Origin of the sequence: Pseudoduganella dura (assembly GCF_009727155.1) — a bacterium.
In the GTDB taxonomy this organism is placed as follows: Bacteria; Pseudomonadota; Gammaproteobacteria; order Burkholderiales; family Burkholderiaceae_D; genus Rugamonas; species Rugamonas dura.
This window is the reverse complement of the sequence record NZ_WNWM01000002.1, coordinates 5,762,850-5,780,981: the sequence shown is the minus strand read 5'-3', so window position 1 is coordinate 5,780,981 and position 18,132 is coordinate 5,762,850. Positions and strand designations below refer to the sequence as shown.

15 protein-coding genes and 2 riboswitches are annotated in these 18,132 nt (G+C 65.8%); of the genes, 6 read left to right on the top strand and 9 right to left on the bottom strand.

Annotation, left to right across the window (positions count from 1 at the left end; genetic code table 11):
- Nucleotides 1-59: 59 nt before the first annotated feature.
- Together GJV26_RS25245 and GJV26_RS25240 are read right to left on the bottom strand one after the other, a co-directional pair.
- Nucleotides 60-707, bottom strand: coding sequence for a phosphatase PAP2 family protein (locus GJV26_RS25245; protein WP_155711384.1), 648 nt, complete (start codon nt 705-707; stop codon nt 60-62).
- Between the two features lie 314 nt (nt 708-1,021).
- A complete protein-coding gene (locus GJV26_RS25240) occupies nt 1,022-3,106 on the bottom strand; it encodes a DUF1631 family protein (protein WP_155711383.1) in 2,085 nt (694 codons plus the stop codon).
- Between the two features lie 315 nt (nt 3,107-3,421).
- On the opposite strand from GJV26_RS25240, the gene GJV26_RS25235 reads away from it, so the two are divergent.
- A complete protein-coding gene (locus GJV26_RS25235; protein WP_155711382.1) occupies nt 3,422-3,610 on the top strand; it encodes a hypothetical protein in 189 nt (62 codons plus the stop codon).
- Between the two features lie 167 nt (nt 3,611-3,777).
- On the opposite strand, the gene GJV26_RS25230 is transcribed toward GJV26_RS25235, so the two are convergent.
- From GJV26_RS25230 to GJV26_RS25205, 6 genes are all read right to left on the bottom strand, one after another.
- On the bottom strand, nt 3,778-4,338 hold the full coding sequence (locus tag GJV26_RS25230) for an ATP-dependent Clp protease proteolytic subunit (protein ID WP_155711381.1): 561 nt from the start codon (nt 4,336-4,338) through the stop codon (nt 3,778-3,780).
- Nucleotides 4,339-4,549: 211 nt separating this feature from the next.
- The gene (locus GJV26_RS25225; RefSeq protein ID WP_229419444.1) at nt 4,550-5,356 is read right to left on the bottom strand and encodes an ABC transporter permease; all 807 of its coding nucleotides are present in this window, start codon (nt 5,354-5,356) and stop codon (nt 4,550-4,552) included.
- Nucleotides 5,353-6,108, bottom strand: a complete 756-nt coding sequence (locus tag GJV26_RS25220) for an ABC transporter ATP-binding protein (RefSeq protein ID WP_155711380.1) — start codon at nt 6,106-6,108, stop codon at nt 5,353-5,355. The genes GJV26_RS25225 and GJV26_RS25220 overlap by 4 nt, the downstream gene beginning before the upstream one ends.
- Nucleotides 6,105-7,082 (bottom strand): ABC transporter substrate-binding protein, encoded by a 978-nt coding sequence (locus GJV26_RS25215; protein ID WP_229419443.1) that lies wholly within the window; start codon nt 7,080-7,082, stop codon nt 6,105-6,107. The genes GJV26_RS25220 and GJV26_RS25215 overlap by 4 nt, the downstream gene beginning before the upstream one ends.
- A 2-nt stretch (nt 7,083-7,084) precedes the next feature.
- Nucleotides 7,085-8,200 carry an aryl-sulfate sulfotransferase gene (locus tag GJV26_RS25210; protein ID WP_155711379.1) on the bottom strand — a complete coding sequence of 372 codons (1,116 nt, stop codon included), beginning with the start codon at nt 8,198-8,200 and terminating at the stop codon, nt 7,085-7,087.
- A gap of 17 nt (nt 8,201-8,217) precedes the next feature.
- Nucleotides 8,218-9,321 (bottom strand): porin, encoded by a 1,104-nt coding sequence (locus GJV26_RS25205; protein ID WP_155711378.1) that lies wholly within the window; start codon nt 9,319-9,321, stop codon nt 8,218-8,220.
- A gap of 133 nt (nt 9,322-9,454) precedes the next feature.
- On the opposite strand from GJV26_RS25205, the gene GJV26_RS25200 reads away from it, so the two are divergent.
- On the top strand, nt 9,455-10,414 hold the full coding sequence (locus tag GJV26_RS25200) for a LysR family transcriptional regulator (RefSeq protein WP_155711377.1): 960 nt from the start codon (nt 9,455-9,457) through the stop codon (nt 10,412-10,414).
- Between the two features lie 97 nt (nt 10,415-10,511).
- Nucleotides 10,512-11,666 carry an acyltransferase family protein gene (locus tag GJV26_RS25195; RefSeq protein WP_155711376.1) on the top strand — a complete coding sequence of 385 codons (1,155 nt, stop codon included), beginning with the start codon at nt 10,512-10,514 and terminating at the stop codon, nt 11,664-11,666.
- A 539-nt stretch (nt 11,667-12,205) separates the two neighbouring features.
- Here the strand turns inward: GJV26_RS25195 and GJV26_RS25190 are convergent.
- Nucleotides 12,206-12,826, bottom strand: a complete 621-nt coding sequence (locus GJV26_RS25190; protein WP_155711375.1) for a DUF4304 domain-containing protein — start codon at nt 12,824-12,826, stop codon at nt 12,206-12,208.
- A 452-nt stretch (nt 12,827-13,278) separates the two neighbouring features.
- A riboswitch (glycine riboswitch) is annotated at nt 13,279-13,365 on the top strand.
- 10 nt (nt 13,366-13,375) lie between these two features.
- Nucleotides 13,376-13,496, top strand: a riboswitch (glycine riboswitch).
- 85 nt (nt 13,497-13,581) lie between these two features.
- Between GJV26_RS25190 and gcvT the strand changes: the two genes are divergently transcribed.
- The 3 genes from gcvT to gcvP are packed head-to-tail and all read left to right on the top strand — an operon-like array spanning nt 13,582 to nt 18,084.
- Nucleotides 13,582-14,712: a glycine cleavage system aminomethyltransferase GcvT gene (gene gcvT, locus GJV26_RS25185; RefSeq protein WP_155711374.1), complete on the top strand. Its 1,131-nt coding sequence runs from the start codon at nt 13,582-13,584 to the stop codon at nt 14,710-14,712.
- Between the two features lie 34 nt (nt 14,713-14,746).
- Entirely contained in the window at nt 14,747-15,130 is a 384-nt protein-coding gene (gene gcvH, locus GJV26_RS25180) for a glycine cleavage system protein GcvH (RefSeq protein ID WP_155711373.1), read from the top strand.
- A 59-nt stretch (nt 15,131-15,189) separates the two neighbouring features.
- Nucleotides 15,190-18,084, top strand: a complete 2,895-nt coding sequence (gene gcvP / locus GJV26_RS25175) for an aminomethyl-transferring glycine dehydrogenase (protein ID WP_155711372.1) — start codon at nt 15,190-15,192, stop codon at nt 18,082-18,084.
- Nucleotides 18,085-18,132: the final 48 nt, after the last annotated feature.

Genomic DNA, 18,132 nt, shown 5'->3' with positions numbered 1-18,132 from the left:
CGCGCGCAACGGCTCTGGACAAAATCGCACTATTGCGTCCACCGGTGCGCCGGCAAGCCTCAGACCGGCCCCTGCGCTTTCCTGTACGGCTTGCGGTCGGGGCCCAGCTTCCAGGCGCGCTGGACCGGCTCGTTGCCCGACAGGTACACCGCCACCTGCCGCACCCACCTTTCGCCCGGCACAGGTTTCGTGAACGGCATCACCAGCACCAGCGGCACGCACAGCGCGACCAGGATGCGGCCGACGGCCGCCGGCCGCTCGCTGCGCGCCATGGCGATGAATGCCGCGGCCACGGCCAGGCCCACGCCGCCGCCGAGCACCACTTCAGACATCGAATGCGCCAGCACCGGCACGCGGGAGAGGCTGATCAGCACGGACAGCAGCACGCCGCCGGCCAGCGCCGCGTGGCGGACAAGCGGCCGCGCCTTCAGGAACATCAGGTAAAGCACCACCGGGTACACGGCGCACGCGCGCATCGCGTGCCCCGACAGGCCGGCGAACTTCCACTCGGGGATGCCGATGCCCCAGCCGTACCAGGCCACCTTGGTGGCCACCACGAGCAGCAGGCCGATACCGAACAGCAGGCACCATGACAGCGACAGGCGCCAGGTGCGCCCGGCCAGCAGCCATACGGCGACGGCAACGCCCAGCGGCCCCGTCACACCCATACTGCCCAGCGCCGACAGCGCCATCCACAACATCATCATCGGTTCGATTCCTCGTGATTGCCTGCACCGGTTTATACACGAAAAGTTGCGAATTAGCAACTTCATCTTAATGCCACGTGTATGCCACATCGTGCAACAAGGCCCCTGCCGACAGCGGTTCCCGGCATAGCCGGTCGACCACGCCCAGGCGACCGCGGAGGTGGCAGGGTAGTGACTATATATTAAGTTCTTCTTAAACTTGCCGCTTCGATCACGGCCGCGGTACTTCCCGCGCGGCATTTGCCGGCATGCGTGACGTGGCACGCGGCGGCCGGACGGGCCTGGAACGGGCGTTGTCCGCGTTGTTCCGCCGCTCAGGCGGCGGCCACGCCGGCATGCCCGGCCGGATCCGTCGCGCCGGCATCATTCACCGCCAGCGCCTGCGACAGCGCGCGCACCACCACGCCTTCGGCATGCAGCACGGTGGCCGTGCCGGCGCGCAGGCGCTGCGCCAGTTCGGTTGCCGCCAGCGAGAACGCTTCCTCGCGCGCGCCGTTGGAAAAGATAAACAGGGTGCGCAGGGGGCTGATCCATGCCAGCCGGACCTTGCGCGGGCCGCCGTCGCCATCGAGGTCGAACCACGTGCCGCGCGCCAGGCCGGCCAGTTCTTCTTCCGGCGCCGGCGCAGGCGGCACCGTCGCCGCCCGGGATTCCTGCGCCGCACGCGCCGCGCGGCGTTCGGCCGCCAGCCGGGTGGCCTGCACGGCAAGCTCCAGCCTCCGTTCGGCCGGCATGTCCAGCGGCGCGCGCACGATCGACGCGTGGCAATCGGCCAGTTCGGCGAAGAAGCGCAGCCGGTCGGCATCGTGCCACCGGACGACGTCCAGCCACCGGTTCAACGTGGCCAGCAGGGACGGGAGTTTCGCGATGAAGTCCCGGCGCTCGCCGGCGTCGAGCTTTGGCCGCACGCTCCACAGCAGGTCGTCCATCGCCTGCGTGGCGTGGCGTACCGCGCCGGGCCTGTCGTCATCGATGCTGTAGGCAACTGTGAGCACGTCGGTCCATTTGTTTTCCAGGAACGCTTCGACCACGGCCACCACTTCGCCGGTGCCGACGCGCATCGCCACTGCATCCCGCGCGCAGCGGCGGGCCGCCGCGGTTTTCTCCTGCTTCAGCGCGGCGGCGATCGGTGCCGCGATGGCGCCGGCCGCTTCCGCTTCTTCCGCCTTCAGCGCCGCCTCGAGTTCGCGAACAGCCTGGTCAAAGGCCGCCGCCGCCTCATCGCCGTCGCGCGCGGCACGGTCGACACTGCGGCGCATGGCCTGGAACTGGGGATCGTCGCGCCGCCCGCCGCCGCGCAGCGTGCGCTCCCAGCCCAGGTGCGACAGCAGCTCCAGCAGGCGGCGCGCCGGGTGCTGTTCCTGGAAGAAGAAATCGCGGTCCGCCAGTGCCGCCTTCAGCAGCGGCAGCTGCAGCAAGCCGAGCAGCTCGCGGCTTTCCGGCGAAATCGCCTGGTCGCCGGACACGGTATCGAACACGGCGGACAGCAGGTCGATCGTGCCTTCGTCGGCGCGCGACAGCATGCCGGGGGGCGCGTTGCGCCGCAGCGCCGGCAACCGGACCACGTTGGAGGCATCGCCAGGCCGTACCTGCAGGCTGGCCAGCCATGCCTGCAGGTGCGCACCGACGGCGCCGGCGGGCGGTGGCGCATCGCTATCGGCCGGCGCGCCTTCCGCGCCGGTGCGCGCGAAGTACGCATGGAGCCGGCGGGACAGTCCGGCCTGGCGCCGGCCGTCATGCGCGGCCTGCTCCGCCCATGGCCGGCGGTGGATGCCGGACGGCACGCCACGGCGCTCCAGCGCGAGATCGAGCGCGGCATAGATCCTGCCGAGGTCGTGGAACCGGTCCGGCTGCAACAGCGCCAGCACGGCGGCGGCACTGTCCGGCTCGCCGTCGAACTCCGTCCACGCCTGGTGCAGCGCGGCGACGAAGACCTCGGGCCGGAATGGATTGGTGCGGAGAGTTTCGCGTTCCAGCAGGCGTGCCAGGCGGGCATTGAGCACCGCGAGGGCATCGGCATGGGCGGTATCGAACGGCCTGGCAATGGCGCCGAAGGTCACGCGCTGGTCCATTTCTTCGTAGGGCACCAGTTCCAGCGGCTGCTCCGCCCCGCGCGGCCGTGGTGCCAGCCGGGCCAGCTCTTCTCGCAATGCCCGTTCGAGCACCCGGCTCACGACCGGGAGCAACGCATGGCAACGGCCGCGCAGCAGGCCGGCGGCGCGGGTGCGCGCCCCTGCGGGCGCGGCGCCGTCCTCCAGGATGCCGGCCAGCTGCGAACAGACAGCGCCGAAGCCTTCGGCCACGTGGCGCAGCGCGATCGCGACCAGTTCTTCCAGCACCGCGTGCCGCGGGCTGACGGCCCCCGGTGGCAGCTCTGGATGGGTGGAAGTGGAAAGCATGATTACGGACGGATGATCGATGGTCTCATTCTGCCACACCATTTCCACAAAGCAATATCAAGGTGGAAATTATCGACAAAATCCGCGTCGTATTGCCGCTGTGCTCGCGTAAGTCCTTGTATTGTCGAGCTTAATGCTTGTGCTGCGGGGCCTTGTCCTACAGGGGCTAACGGTAAACTCCGATATCCGGCGTCTGATCGAAAACGCATCATTTCGCTACCGGAAACGAGTTCGTGACACGGTCGCGCCAAAGCGGCACGGTCACTGATGAGCAACGGCGCGCATTGTCTACTTCACTTGATAAAGGAACGCAAAATGGCCTCGAATCAGAAAAGCGGTGGCAACAAGCAGGGCTCTTCCTCCTCCAGCAGCGGCTCGAAACAGTCCGGCAACAAAGGCTCCGCTTCGGGCGGCACCCAGGGCGGCACGCCGGAGCAGCATGCCGAAGCCGGCCGTCAAAGCCACAAGAACGACACCAAGAAATCCAGCTCGCGCGGCAAGTAACAACGCCGGACCAGCGTGCAGCCGATATTCGCGGCCGGATGCTTCACCACGAGAAAAGCCTGGAACAGCAGTGTCGTACCAGGCTTTTTTCTCGTCCGTGCGAGCTGCAGCGCAACCTGGACTGCGATGCGCGGCGAACCTGGAATCCGGACCCGGATATTCCTGGTTTAAATATTCGTCACCCGCTTGCCTTTCGGGGGGCGGAAATCGCGGATTTCGTTGATGAGGTCGACCTTGGCGGCATCGCGCGCGGTCAGGTGCAGGTCGGCATGGGCATGGACGAGCCAGTGTTCCTCGCTCAGGTGCACGTGCTGGCGCAGGATCGACTCGGTGCGCGCATCGTCCGCCTGCAAACCCTCGACGATGATGCGCAGGGCATCGGGCCGCGCCCCCGAAGGCGCGCTGGCATGCGACTTGTGCACCATGAAGCGGCCGGTTTCGCTGGCATAGCGCTCGCGCCCGGCCAGGAACAGGATCACGGCAATCGACGCCACTGCGCCGCCGTTGTACATGACCACCTTGATCGGCAGGTTGGACAGGTAGTTGTACAGGCACAGGCCATCGCTGACATAGCCGCCATTCGATTGCAGCAGGATGTGGGCAGTCTCGACGCCGTCCTCCGTCATGTCCGCCACCGCTTCGAATACACGATGGACCATATCGCTGTTGACGTCGCCCGACAACGTGAACCATGCGGCGCCATCGAGCTTTTGCTTATCCTCGCTCATATTTTTTTACCCTCAAAGAACGGTTTCCCGCATTCTAGCGCACGACCTGTTTTTGGGGCCGCACGACCGTACGCTGGAGGAATGGTCGAGTGTTGCCGCGGGTTACAGCGACCTGCGGTTCAACAATATCCAACACCGTCTTCGGGGCTTCGCGGCCCGAGGTTTCCTGCCTTGTTTCCTGCCTCATTTCCTGCTTTGCTTCCTGCTTGATCTACCGCACCGATTCATGCCAGTGGCGCAGCAGCAGGCGCCCCGCCCCGCTTGCCGCGGCGAACAGGGCAAAGCCCAGCATGGTCGCGGCGATCACTTCGGCAAACAGCAGCGCCGTATCCATGCGCCCCTGCGCGAACACGATCTGCACGCCGAGCCCGCCGGCGGCGTTGCCTGCGCCGATGATGAATTCGCCGACGATGGCGCCGATCACCGACAGCCCGGCGGAAATGCGCAGGCCGGCCAGCGTGTGCGGCAGCGCCGCCGGCAGCCGCAGCCGGATGAAGGTACGCCAGCGCCCGGTGCGGTGCAGCGCGAACAGTTCGAGCAGCTGCACCGGCGTGGAACGCAGGCCCAGCAGCGTGTTGTTCACGATCGGAAACAGCGCCATGATCAGCGCGATCAGCACCACCGAGCGTTCGTTGTAGCCGCTCCACAGCACGATCAGCGGCGCCACCGCGACCACTGGCACCGTCTGCAGCAGCACCGCATATGGATACAGGCAGCGTTCCAGCAGGCGCGCCTGACTCATGGCCGCCGCCAGCGCGATGCCGAGCAGCGCCGCCAGCACATACCCGAGCACCGCTTCGCGCAGCGTGGTCGACGCGGCGCCGGCCAGCAGTGTGGCGTTGTTCGCGGCCGCGCCGGCCACGTCCAGCGGCGACGGCAGCAGGTAACCCTTGCCCCGGTAGACGGTCATGCACAGCGCCTGCCAGGCGCCCAGCGCCAGCACCGCCAGCGCCGGGGCGGGCAGCCATTGCGCCGCCATGCGCCCGGCGGCAGAAGAACGGAAAGCAATGTCGGTCATGACTGCCCCTGGATGGTGGTGGATGCGCGCAGTGTGGCGCTGACCTGCCCGGCCAGCGCGGCGAAGGCGGGGCTGGCGCGCAGCTCCGGCGCGCGCGGGAATGCGAACGGCACGTCGAATACCCGCACCACGCGCCCCGGGCGTGGCGCCATCACCACGACCCGCTCGGACAGGAACAGCGCCTCGTGCACGTTGTGGGTGACCAGCACGGCGGTAAATCCCGCCCCCTGCCACAGCTGCGACAGCTGTTCCTGCAGCAGGTCGCGGGTGAGTTCGTCCACGGCGGCCAGCGGCTCGTCGAGCAGCAGCAGGTCGGGCCGCAATGCCAGCGCGCGGGCCAGCGACAGGCGCATGCGCATGCCGCCCGACAGTTCGTGCGGATAGGCGCGCTCGAAGCCGCCCAGGCCGACCTGCCGCTGCACTTCCGCGGCGCGCGCCCGGCAATCGCTTGTCGCCCAGTCTTCCAGTTCCATCAGCAACCGGACGTTGCCCTCGACCGTGCGCCAGGGCAGCAGCGCGGGCTCCTGGAACACGAAGGCCGGCGTGCCCGCGCCGCGCAGGCAGCGGCCGGTGCTGGGTTCGACCAAGCCGGCGATGATGCGCAGCAGCGTCGATTTGCCGCAGCCCGACGGCCCGACGATCGAGGTGAACGACCCGGCCGGCAACGCCAGGTCGACGGTATCGATCGCCTGCAGGCCATTGTCGTAGCGCTTCGAGATGCCGTCGAGCGTGATGCCGCCGATGCCGCTCATGAATCGCAACCGGGAACCAGCGTGCGGTCGAACGCGCTGCCGGCATCGAATCCGGCCGGCAGGAATTTCACGGCGGCCAGCTGGGCCGCCAGTTCGCGCCAGCGCGCTGCGCTCATGCAGCCGAATTTCGCCGGATCGCCCGCCAGTTGCGTGTCGATCAGCTCGCGGCTGGCCGAGTCGTACAACGCGGGCGGGATCTGCTGGTTCAGGCCGGTCAGCAGCGGCCGCAATGCCGCCGGGTTGGCCGCGTAATTGCGCCAGCCCTGTCGCACGGCGGCCACGGTGGCGCGCACCAGTGCCGGCCTGTCGCGGATCATCTCGTCCGTGGTGAACAGCACGCCATAGGAACGGTAGCCCAGCGACGCCAGCGTGACCTGCTGCACGGCCACTCCGGCCTGTGCCATGCGCGCCGGCAGGTACAGCGAATAACCCTGCTGCACCATGCGGGGATCGTTGCGGAACAGGCTCAGGTCGCCGCTGACGGGAATCGACCGCGCCCCGTCGAGCCCGTAGCGATGCCGCAGCCACTCCCAGTACGCGCTGCCCAGGTTGACTGCGAAGGTGCGGTCGCGCAGGTCGCGGATCGATTTCACGGCCGGGTTGCGGTGGTAGACCAGCGTGTAGGGAACGTGGTCGAGGTGCGCCAGCACGGCGCGCACCGGTGCGCCGCGGGCCCGCGCCAGCAGCAGGTCGTCCGCGTTGGCGATGCCGAATTCGGCCTGGCCCGATGCCACCTGCGGAATCGTCTGGATGCGCGGGCCGCCCTGCCGCACGGTGATGGCGATGCCGGCATCGCGGCCCAGCTTGTCCTGCTGCGCCTGCCAGTAGCCGGCCTGGTCGGGCTGGGCGAACCAGTTCAGCAGGATGCGCACCGGGACGGGTTCCGCGGCTGGCGCGGCGCAGGCCGCGGCGTGCACGGCAAGGCTCGACAGGACCGCGGCGCATGCGCGCCTGGTAAAACGAAGCATGCGCATGGTCAGTCCTTCAGCCACGGCAGCTGTTCGCGGCTGTAGCGGAACGTCTGGAACACGCTGTTCTGGCGGCCGGGCACGTAGCTGCGCGCGGCTTCGTCCGGATACTCGGCGAACCACGGAATGATGTACTCCCACACCACTTCGCCGGCCGGCGTGACTTCGAACAGCCGCCCCGTGGCCGATTCGGTGACGTGCGTGTTCCCGTTCGGCAGGCGCTGGGCGCTGCCCATGTAGGCCGTGTAGAACGCGTTGACGAGTTCGTCCTGGTACGACCACACCACCTCGCCGGTGCGCGGATCGATTTCCAGCACGCGCGAATAAACCACGTGCTGGCCCTTGCGGAAATTGCCGTTGTCGAAAGCGAGGATATTGCCGTTCTCCAGCGCCACCGGCGCATGCTGGTGCGACACCACCGACGGCGGGATGTGCAGTTGCACCTTGCCGCTGGCTTTGTCCACGCCGATGATGCCGCTGGTCGTGCGCAAGCTCATCAGCACGAGGCCGTCGGCCGTCACGTCGAGGCCGTTCACCAGCGGCCAGTGGTTGCGGCCGAAGCCGGCGGCGATCGGGAACGCCTCGGGTTCCAGGTGTTCCCAGGCCTTCCACTCCCACACGATCTCGCCGGCGCGGTTCACTTCGCGGATCACATCGCCATACGTGGTTTCGCCGGCATTTTTCGCCGTGCCGCCCGGGATGCGTTGCGCGAATTGCGCAGGCAGGGGTACGCATCCCGCATACAGCAAATTGCCGTTGGCGAGCCAGCGCGCGTCGTGGTGGTGGCTGTCGTCCTCGAAGCGCCAGACCACCTCGCCGGCCGGCGTCACTTCGTAGAAATCGCCGCCATGCCACAGCGACCAGGCGCCATAGCGCTCCGGCGAGCCGGCGTGGTTGCCGTTGTACCCCAGGTTACCGTTCGGCAGGATCACCGCGGCGCGGCCGGGGCGCACCGGCAGCTTCCACTGGTGCGCCACCTCCCCGTCGATATCGATGAGGTAGACATAGCCGCCGGCCGTTTGCGGGGCGATCAGCGTGTAGCCGCCCGCGCTCAGCGCGGGATCGTGGGCGATCAGGCCGACGCCGCGGCGGCGCTGGGTGATCTGGTCGACTGTGGTGGTCATGCGGTTGCTCCTGTGGTTCAGAATTGGTGGCGGATGCCGGCGCCGGCCGTGTAGCCGTCCGGCCGGGCGTGTGAATTACGGCTGCGCAGGTAGTTGGCGTAGACATCGGTGCGGCGTGACAGGGGATAGTCGTAGCCGATCGCGGCTTCCTGCAGCAGCGTTTCGGCAGCCGCCGCCGGGCCCGCATAGCGGGTGCGCGCAACCTCGGCCAGGACGCGGCCGCCGCGCGCGGGAATCGCCACGCTGGCCTGCGCCGTGCGGGCGCGGATATGCGAGATTTCCTGGCGGCTGCGCTGCCATGTCGCGAACGCTTTCAGCGGGCCGAAGTCGTAGCTGGCGCCGGCGAAATGGCTGGTGGTGGCTGAATTGGTCGGCACGCGCACGGCGCCGGCATCGAAGGGCCTGGTGTACCAGTCGGCCGTCGCGCCGCCCGAGCTTTCCACGGCGGTGTGCTGGTAATACGCGGCCAGGCCCAGTGCGCCGTTCTGGTACAGGATGTTCGCACCCCGGTTCGCCACGCCGCGCCGGCCGGCGATCTCGCCGGGCGCGTAATGCAGGTTGACGGTGGCGCCGGCCAGGTTCGGCGACGTGTAGTGCACCTGGCCATCCCAGGCCGTGTCGTGGATCAGGCCATCGACGCCGGCGAACGACGGGTATTGCGTGAAGTTGAAATAGGTGGCGTGCCACAGCGGCCCCCAGCCGCCCGAATTGCCGAACGCGTTGAACCGCAGCGTGGGCAGGAACGACGGATTGTTGCCGCGCCCGATGTCGATGGCGCCCAGCACCGGCGACGAGATGCCGACGAAGGCGCTGCGCCCGAACAGGTTCTGCTGGTTCGTTCCGCCGACGATGGCGCCGGTTTTCAGGCTGAAGAAGGGGCTGGCTTCGAAGTAAGCGTTCCAGCCGCCGCCCAGGCTTTCCGTGCCGCGCACGCCGAAGGTGGAGGTCGTCATCGAACCGCTGGTGACATAGACTTTCCTGGCGCCGCTGCCGGCCAGCTTGTTGACCGCCAGGCCGGCGTCGACCAGCCCGAACACCGCGACCTGCGATTGCGCCGCGGCCGGCAGCGCCAGCACGGTGGCGGCCACGGCCGCGGCGATCGTCCTTCGAAATGCGCTCACGTCTTCCCCTCATGTCGATTGCCGGCCGGCTCGGTGCCGGCGGATGAGGCATTGTAGGAATGGATGAGCGTGTGGAATAGCTGATAATTTATGATAGAGTGTAAAGAAATTCCTTACACTCCATTGTGAAACCATGCCGTCGATTTCCCAGGCGTTCCGCTGCTTCGATGAGGTGGCCCAGCGCGGCTCCGTCCGCAAGGCGGCCGAGACCCTCCACCTCACCGCCGCCGCCGTCAACCAGCAGATCCTGAACCTGGAACGGACCGTGGGAGCGCCGCTGTTCGACCGCCTGCCCCGCGGCATGCAGCTCACCACCGCCGGCGACATCATGCTGGCCGCCGTGCGCCGCAGCCAGCGCGATTTCGACAATGCGCTGGCGCAGGTGGAAGAATTCCGCGAACTGCGCCGCGGGCACGTGAACCTGGGCGTTTCGCATTCATCGGCGGAACACCTGGTCCCGCACGTGATCGGCAGGCTGATGGACAGTCATCCGGGCGTGACGTACAACGTGCGTTCCGGCAACGGCGCCACCCTGCTGCGCTGGGTCGCCAACGGCGAGGTGGACGTGGCTTACTGCCTGCGCCGGGCCCTGCCGCCGCCCGGCGTGGAAGAAGTGCGCGCCTGGCCGCAGCGGCTCGGCGCGGTCACGGTACCGGGTCATCCGCTGCCGCGGTCCGGCAGGACAGTGCGCCTGCGCGACTGCCTCGGCTACCCTTTGGTGCTGATGGCGCAGGACATGGAATTGAGCGGCATGGCGCGCCTGATCGAACCGCGCCTGCATGGCGAAGTGCGGCCGCTGGTGGAAACGGGTTCGGTGCCGATGGCGCGCACGCTGGTAGAACGAGGCCAGGCCGTGGCCTTCCTGATCCCGGAAAACGTGGCGCAGGCCGTGGCCGCAGGCACGCTGGCATGGACGCCGCTGCTCGACGCCGGCGCGCAGTTGCACACGTGCCTGTACCAGCGCACCGGGTACAGCACGACGGCCGTCATGGGCGTGTTCCTTGCCGCGATGGACGAGGCGATCGACGCCATCCGCACCCGGTTCGACATGACGCACGCCGCGCCGATGGACGCGGCAAATTTCGCGGTCTGACGAGCGCGAACCAGCCAGCCCGCCATCTGCGCCGGCGCAAGGCCGGGAGATGGTCGCGCCAGTAAGGTGAGGCGAACTTCCCCTTCCCTGCGCGGCGATGAACAAGGCAGCCTCCCTCTATCTCGACGTACTGCGACTCGCCGCGGCCCTCGTCGTCTTCATCGTCCACGCCAGTTACCTGCTGCCCGGCGGGATGCCGGCATTGTGGTTCGTGTCCGGGCTGGGCGGCGAGGCGGTGACGGTGTTCTTCGTGCTGTCCGGATTTGTCATTGCCCACGTCGTCCGCACGCGGGAGTTCCGCGCGGCCGACTATCTCGCCTCGCGGTTCGCGCGCCTGTACAGCGTGGTGCTGCCGGCATTGCTGGTGACGGTGGTGCTGGACTGCGCCGGCGCGGCGCTGGCGCCGGGCGAGTATGCCGCCTCGATGGAACATGGCGCCTGGGGCATCGGCGCCAGCCTGCTGTTCGCCAACGAGCTGTGGTTCGCCGCGATCCGGCCGCTGTCGAACACCCCCTTCTGGTCGCTGGGCTACGAATTCTGGTACTACATGATCTACGCGGCGGCGCGCTACGTGCCCGGCCGACGCAGCAAATGCATCGCCGTGCTCGTGCTTTGCATGATATGCGGCCCCAAAATACTGCTGCTGATGCCGGTCTGGCTGTTCGGCGTTGCCGCCTACGCGGTCACGTGCAGAAGAAGACTGGGGCAGCCCGCCGCACTGGTGCTCGCCGCGGCAACCACGGGCGGCCTGTACCTGCTGGCCACATCGGGCGCCAAGGCCGCGTGGCGGGAACTGACCATTGCCGCGCTCGGTCCGGTGGCGCCAGCGCTCGGTCCTTCGAGCCACGTCCTGTACAGCTGCGCTTTCGGGCTGCTGGCGACGCTGCACGTCGTCGGGATGATGGCACTGGCGCCGGTGCTCGGCAGGGTCTGGCACGCGTGCGAGCACCCGGTCCGCATCATGTCGGCATATACCTTCGCGATCTACCTGTTTCATTATCCGATCCTGAAGTTTTTCGCCGTGGCCATTGCGCCGGCCGGGCTCGGCATGCTGCAGGTGCCTGTCGTCGTCGTGGCGACGCTGGGCATGATCGCCGCGCTCGGTTCCCTCAGCGACCGGTTCAAGCCGGTGTTGAAGCGCTCGTTCGGGAGGGGGCTCGAAGGGCTGGCACGCGCGTGCATGCGCAGGGGGTCGGATGCCGGTGATGCGATTGAGCATGGCAAGCATGTGACGATCCGGGGCGGGCGGTAGGCCAATTGCATCGTGCAGTAGTCAGGCATGTTTCTATTGCGTGTCGTCGGGTAATAGGTAGCTTCAAGCTTGGGCGCCGCCCATACAGTCTCTCGGCGCCATTCTCCAGCATCAGAGTCGTCATTATGTGGCGGAATAGGTAGCTGGCGCCGGTCGTGTTCAGCTTGGCGACATTGATGTGGTCGTGAACCGGTTGCGTGTGCCTATTCATAGCGGACCACGGGCCTACGCCTGCCGGTCGAAGCGTTAAATCTTGAAAACGGATGTTTTTGACACGCTTAGTCAAGGACGGGGCGGTTTAGCGCCGCCAGCGAGAATTGCGTGTTATGTGAAAAACCGGCGGGGTATTAGGCCCTCCCGCACGGCCCAACGCAGCCGCCATCAGGGACTGCAACAACACCTGTAGGCATTTTTAGCCGGATACGAACAGCACGGCTCTTATACGAATTTAAGACAGGCGAAATAGAATCAGGGTACGATCCGACTTTTGGCCGCAACTCGGCTACCGTCAGGCCATATCCAAATTTCGATTCCCGGCACTATTCAAAGTGCTTTTTCAACTCTCGTGCATCGACTTTTGCCGATGCCGCCCACCCTTTTCCAATACTCGCAGTCTCGAATGCTTCCAGAGCCCCCTGTGCCTCCGTCTCACGGCCCAATGCCCACAACAATCTAGCAAGACTGATACGCCGCTCATACTCTGTCAACCCTTGACCTTTACCATTTTTCCAGAGCTGCACGAATGTCTCTGCGACAGCCAACGTTTTGATTTGCGGAAGCGCAATATCTCTTATTATCGACACGATCTCATCGCAACGAGACTCGACATCTTCGTCATTACTTATCGTCCACCACACGTCGCTGGGAGAATCCATCAATCGTCCCAAGCGAGATCTCCAATGACACTGCTCTGCAGAAAAAACTGATTCCGAGGAATCGTCGCTAAAAAATTCACGCAAGGCATGGAGCGAAATCCCAGTATTGACGGTGAACCGAACCATCTCTTTTGAGCTGTTTTTCAGATCTTGCTGAAGTTCAAAAACGATCACGGCTTCCGAGACTTTCAAAGTCAACGCATTCCCGTTTCCCACGTAACCCTCGGGTGCTAAGCGTTTCGCGAGATAACGCTTAAAGCTCTTGTAGTTTTTTGCTGCATTCATAATGACCTACTTCTTTCGCACAAGATCAACCGGATAGCCATTTTGGCGAAGCCAATCATCTTTCGAGCGCTGCTCAACACTATATCGACTTCTGTCAGCCTTGACTATGCCTTCACCTAATTCAATTCCGCCTTGACCCGTAACTTAGAAAATGAATTCAATTCCAACAACATAGATCGCCTTGATAGTTTTGATTGCATGACCATATCAGCCACTGCAAATAAATTTGTATTGCAATTAAGCAATATAGCATAACCATGCATCAGAAATATTCACGCATTGTCACTTTATATTTTTTGACACTTGCCTTTTTATTGAAAACTCGCTTCTCATCACGGGTCAGCCAAATGAGACAGCAAACGGAGTGCCCCAGCTTTGCGCATCCTGCCAGCCCCCTGCCGCACCTCTACCCCTACAAGATTGACACCCCCTTCCACTTAACATATAGTCCCGATCCTCGACCGGGAGAGCGCAGCGCCAGCTGCCGCCGAAGGGGCATCACCCAAAAACTCTCAGGCACAAAGGACCGGTCAGGGGCCGCCAGCAGGTGGCCGAAACTCTGGAGAGCGGCACGCTTATACGGTAACCGGTAAGCTTGCCCACCGAAGGGGCGTGCGGAGTCGAACCATCGAACCGCTATCTCTCAGGTACCGAGGACAGAGGGGTAACGAACAACAGTGGAAAAGTGCTGTCCGCGCCTTCCGTGCCTGTGCTTGGCTGTTGTGCTGTTAACCCCAACCGAAGTCCAAGGTCCCATGACGCTCAAAGCCACCCCACTCAACGCAGCCCACCGCGCCCTCGGCGCCCGCATGGTCGATTTCGGCGGCTGGGACATGCCCGTCAACTACGGTTCGCAGATCGAGGAACACCACGCCGTGCGCAGCGATGCCGGCATGTTCGACGTGGCCCATATGTGCGTCGTCGACATCAAAAGCACGGATGGGCGCGCGAATGTACGTGATTTCCTGCGCCGCCTGCTGGCCAACAACGTCGACAAGCTGCAGGTTTCCGGCAAGGCGCTGTACTCGTGCATGCTCAATCCCGAAGGCACCGTCATCGACGACCTGATCGTCTACTTCTTCACCGAGAACTGGTTCCGCCTGGTCGTGAACGCCGGTACCGCGGAGAAGGACGTGGCATGGATGCAGGCGAAGAACGCCGAGTGGAACGCCGGCCTGACGATCACGGAGCGTCGCGACAACAACGATGCCATGGCCCTGATCGCCGTGCAGGGCCCGAACGCCCGCGCCAAGGTGTGGGAACTGATTCCGCAGGCAAAGGAAGCCACGGCCGACATGAAGCCGTTCAACGTCGCCATCGTCAAGGACACCGCGTTCGGCGAAGCCATGGTGGCGCGTACCGGCTACACCGGCGAAGACGGCTTCGAGATCGGCGTGGCCGCCACGCAGGCCGAGGCGCTGTGGAACGCGCTGGCGGCAAGCGGCGTGAAGCCGGCCGGCCTCGGCGCGCGCGATACGCTGCGCCTGGAAGCGGGCATGAACCTGTACGGCCAGGACATGGACGAAACCGTGAACCCGCTGGACGCGGGCCTGGCATGGACGATCGACCTGGTCGCCGAGCGCGATTTCGTCGGCAAGGCCGCCCTGCAGGCCGCCGGGCAGAATGCCCAGTTCGTGGGCCTGATCCTGCGCGAAAAAGGCGGCGTGCTGCGCGCGCACCAGAAAGTCATCGCCGCGGATGGCGCCACCGGCGAGATCACGTCCGGCACCTTCAGCCCGACGATGCAGCAGGCGATCGCCCTGGCGCGCGTGCCGATGGGCGTGCAGGTGGGCGACACCGTGCACGTGGAAATCCGCGACAAGAAGCTGGCCGCCACGGTCGTGAAGCTGCCTTTCGTGCGCAACGGTAAAATCCTGGTCGCCTGACCTCCCCAATAACATCACCAATCTGGAGCAACACATGAGCAATATCCCGGCAGAGCTGAAGTACACCGAATCCCACGAGTGGATCCGCAAGGAAGCCGACGGCACGATCACGGTCGGCATCACCGAATTCGCACAGGACGCGCTGGGCGACATCGTGTTCGTCGAACTGCCGAAGGTCGGCAATACCTACACCGCCGGCGACGATGCGGCCGTGGTGGAATCGGTGAAAGCCGCCTCCGACATCTATGCGCCGGTGTCGGGCGAAATCACCGCCGTCAACGACGCGGTGGCCGGTTCCCCGGAATCGATCAACGCCAACGCCTATGACGCCTGGCTGTTCAAGATGAAGCCGGCCGACGTCGCCGCCATCGACGGCCTGCTGGACGCCGATACGTACGGCAAGAACACCGCCTCGTAATTCATGCCGCACCAGGGCCGGCGCGCCGGCCCTTTTCCTTTTGGCCCAAGAGATCCTTCATGACCCGTACCAGCCTGACCACCCTCGAAGCCCGCGACGCCTTCATCGCCCGCCATATCGGCCCGGACGCCACCGAGCAGCAGCAGATGCTCGACACGCTCGGCTATGCCACGCGCGCCGCGCTGATCGATGCGATCGTTCCGGAAAATATCCGCAACCGCAGCACCCTGCCCCTCGGCCAGTTCGCCGAGCCGCTGCCGGAACAGGCCGCGCTGGCGAAGCTGAAGGCCATCGCAGGCCAGAACAAGGTTGTCAAGTCGCTGATCGGCCAGGGTTACTACGGCACGTTCACGCCGGGCGTGGTGCTGCGCAACATCTTTGAAAACCCGGCCTGGTACACGGCCTACACGCCGTACCAGCCGGAGATCTCGCAGGGCCGCCTGGAAGCGATCCTGAACTTCCAGCAGGCGATCACCGACCTGACCGGCATGGGCATCGCCAATGCGTCGATGCTCGACGAAGGCACCTCCGCCGCCGAGGCGATGACGCTGATCCTGCGCGTCGGCAAATCGAAATCGAAAGTGTTCTACGTGGCGAAGGACGTGCTGCCGCAAACGCTGGAAGTGATCGCCACGCGCGCCGAGCCGCTTGGCATCGAGGTGCGCACGTTCGACCCGGCGGAACTGGCCGGCGTGACGGACGCCTTCGGCGTGCTGCTGCAATACCCGGGCGTGGACGGCGCCGTGCGCGACTACCGCGCCGACGTCGAAACAGTGAAGGCCACCGGCGCGATGATCGTCGTGGCGGCCGACCTGCTGGCGCTGACCCTGCTCACGCCGCCGGGCGAATGGGGCGCGGACGTGGTCGTGGGCAACAGCCAGCGCTTCGGCGTGCCGCTGGGCTTCGGCGGCCCGCACGCCGGCTACATGGCCACCCGCGACGAATACAAGCGCTCGATGCCGGGGCGCCTGGTCGGTGTCACCGTCGACCAGCAGGGCAACACGGCTTACCGCCTGGCGCTGCAAACCCGCGAGCAGCACATCCGCCGCGAGAAAGCCACCTCCAACATCTGTACCGCGCAGGTGCTGCTGGCCGTGATCGCGTCGATGTACGCCGTGTACCACGGCCCACAGGGCCTGGCACAGATCGCTACCCGCGTGCACCGCTACACCGGCATCCTGGCCGGCAACCTGCGCACGCTCGGCTACCGCCTGACAAACGAAACGTTCTTCGACACGCTGACGATCGCCACCGACCGTGCCGATGCGCTGCACGCCGCGGCCGTGGCCAACGGCGTGAACCTGCGCCGCATCGATGCGCACCACGTGGGCGTGTCGCTGGATGAAACGAGCGACCGCGACACGCTGGCCGCGCTGTGGACGGTGTTCTCCACCGGCGTGCAGGATGCGCCGGCCGCGCCGGACTTCGCCGCCGTCGAGGAAAACGGCGAGGATGCCTTCCCCGCCGCACTGGCACGCTCGAGCGCCTACCTGACCCACCCGGTCTTCAACCGCTACCACAGCGAAACGGAAATGCTGCGCTACCTGCGCGGCCTGGCCGACAAGGACCTGGCGCTGGACCGCACGATGATCCCGCTGGGTTCGTGCACGATGAAGCTGAACGCCACCAGCGAGATGATCCCGGTCACGTGGCCCGAGTTCTCGAACATCCACCCGTTCGCGCCGGAAGACCAGACCGTGGGCTACCGCGAAATGATCGGCCAGCTGGAAGAAATGCTGTGCGCCGTGACCGGCTATGCCGCCGTGTCGCTGCAGCCGAACGCCGGCTCGCAGGGCGAATACGCCGGCCTGCTGGTGATCCAGAAGTACCACCAGTCGCGCGGCGAAGGCCATCGCAACATCTGCCTGATCCCGTCTTCCGCGCACGGCACCAACCCGGCATCGGCCAGCATGGTCAACATGCAGGTCGTGGTCACCGCCTGCGACGAGAACGGCAACGTGGACCTGGCCGACCTGAAGGCCAAGGCCGAGCAGCACAGCAGGAACCTGGCCTGCGTGATGGTCACCTACCCTTCCACGCACGGCGTGTTCGAGGAAGGCATCAAGGAACTGTGCGAAATCGTGCATTCGCACGGCGGCCAGGTGTACATCGACGGCGCCAACATGAACGCGCTGGTCGGCGTGGCCGCACCGGGCGCGTTCGGCGGCGACGTGTCGCACCTGAACCTGCACAAGACCTTCTGCATCCCGCACGGCGGCGGCGGACCGGGCGTGGGCCCGATCGGCGTGGGCGCGCACCTGGCGGAGTTCCTGCCGAACCAGCGTTCCACCGGCTACCAGCGTAACGAACAAGGCATCGGCGCCGTGTCGGCCGCCGCCTACGGTTCCGCGTCGATCCTGCCGATCTCGTGGATGTACATCGCGATGATGGGCGCCGAAGGCCTGACCGCCGCGACGGAAACGGCGATCCTGAACGCCAACTACATCGCCCGCCGCCTGGCGCCGCACTACCCGGTGCTGTACTCGGGCCATGACGGCCTGGTCGCCCACGAATGCATCCTGGACCTGCGCCCGCTCACCGATGCCACCGGCATCAGCAACGAGGACGTTGCCAAGCGCCTGATGGACTTCGGTTTCCACGCGCCGACGATGAGTTTCCCGGTGCCGGGCACGCTGATGATCGAGCCGACCGAATCGGAAGCCAAGGCCGAACTGGATCGCTTCATCGAGGCGATGATCGCGATCCGCCAGGAAATCGCCAAGGTGGAAAGCGGCGAATTCGACAAGGCGAGCAACCCGCTGAAGTTCGCGCCGCACACCGCCGAGGTGCTGATCGCCGACAACTGGGACCGCAAGTACAGCCGCGAAGTGGCCGCCTACCCGCTGGCGTCGCTGCGCAAGCACAAGTACTGGCCGCCGGTCGGCCGCGCCGACAACGTGTACGGCGACCGCAACCTGATGTGCGGCTGCGCACCGATCAGCGCCTACGAGTAATCCGCAAGCGCTCCGTGTTGACCGGAAACGCCGTCCGCCGCAAGGCTG